Here is a 998-nt window from a genome sequence, read left to right as displayed (position 1 = left end):
TGATCATCAACCCAGCTTGCTGCTTCTTCCCAGTCTTGGGTTCAAGATCTTGACAACCATGAAACTTCTCATCCTTACCTGTCTTGTGGCTGTTGCTCTTGCCAGGCCTAAACATCCTATCAAGCACCAAGGACTCCCTCAAGAAGTCCTCAATGAAAATTTACTCAGGTTTTTTGTGGCACCTTTTCCAGAAGTGTTTGGAAAGGAGAAGGTCAATGAACTGAGCAAGGATATTGGGAGTGAATCAACTGAGGATCAAGCCATGGAAGATATTAAGCAAATGGAAGCTGAAAGCATTTCGTCAAGTGAGGAAATTGTTCCCAATAGTGTTGAGCAGAAGCACATTCAAAAGGAAGATGTGCCCTCTGAGCGTTACCTGGGTTATCTGGAACAGCTTCTCAGACTGAAAAAATACAAAGTACCCCAGCTGGAAATTGTTCCCAATAGTGCTGAGGAACGACTTCACAGTATGAAAGAGGGAATCCATGCCCAACAGAAAGAACCTATGATAGGAGTGAATCAGGAACTGGCCTACTTCTACCCTGAGCTTTTCAGACAATTCTACCAGCTGGATGCCTATCCATCTGGTGCCTGGTATTACGTTCCACTAGGCACACAATACACTGATGCCCCATCATTCTCTGACATCCCTAATCCCATTGGCTCTGAGAACAGTGAAAAGACTACTATGCCACTGTGGTGAAGAGTCAAGTGAATTCTGAGGGACTCCACAGTTATGGTCTTTGATGGTTCTGAAAATTCCATGCTCTACATGTCTTTTCATCTATCATGTCAAACCATTCTATCCAAAGGCTTCAACTGCTGTTTTAGAATAGGGCAATCTCAAATTGAAGGCACTCTTTCTTCTTGAGTTCTCTACTGTATTTTAGATGGTGTAACATCCTTAAGTGAAATTGTCCTAACAGCTTGTTACCTAAATTCCAGTAGTATCATGCTGGTATAAAGGCCACTGAGTCAAAGGGAATTAAAGTCTTCAT

1 protein-coding gene is annotated in these 998 nt (G+C 42.7%); it reads left to right on the top strand.

Features of this window, described 5'->3' with window-relative positions:
- On the top strand, window positions 1–703 hold a 703-nt coding region (locus IEU81_RS10920; RefSeq protein WP_231957245.1), incomplete at its 5' end, for a hypothetical protein.
- Window positions 704–998: the final 295 nt, after the last annotated feature.

The organism is Jeotgalicoccus aerolatus (assembly GCF_014635205.1).
GTDB classification, from domain to species: Bacteria; Bacillota; Bacilli; order Staphylococcales; family Salinicoccaceae; genus Jeotgalicoccus; species Jeotgalicoccus aerolatus.
Note: the sequence above shows the minus strand (reverse complement) of the source record. Positions and strands in the feature narration are given on the sequence as shown.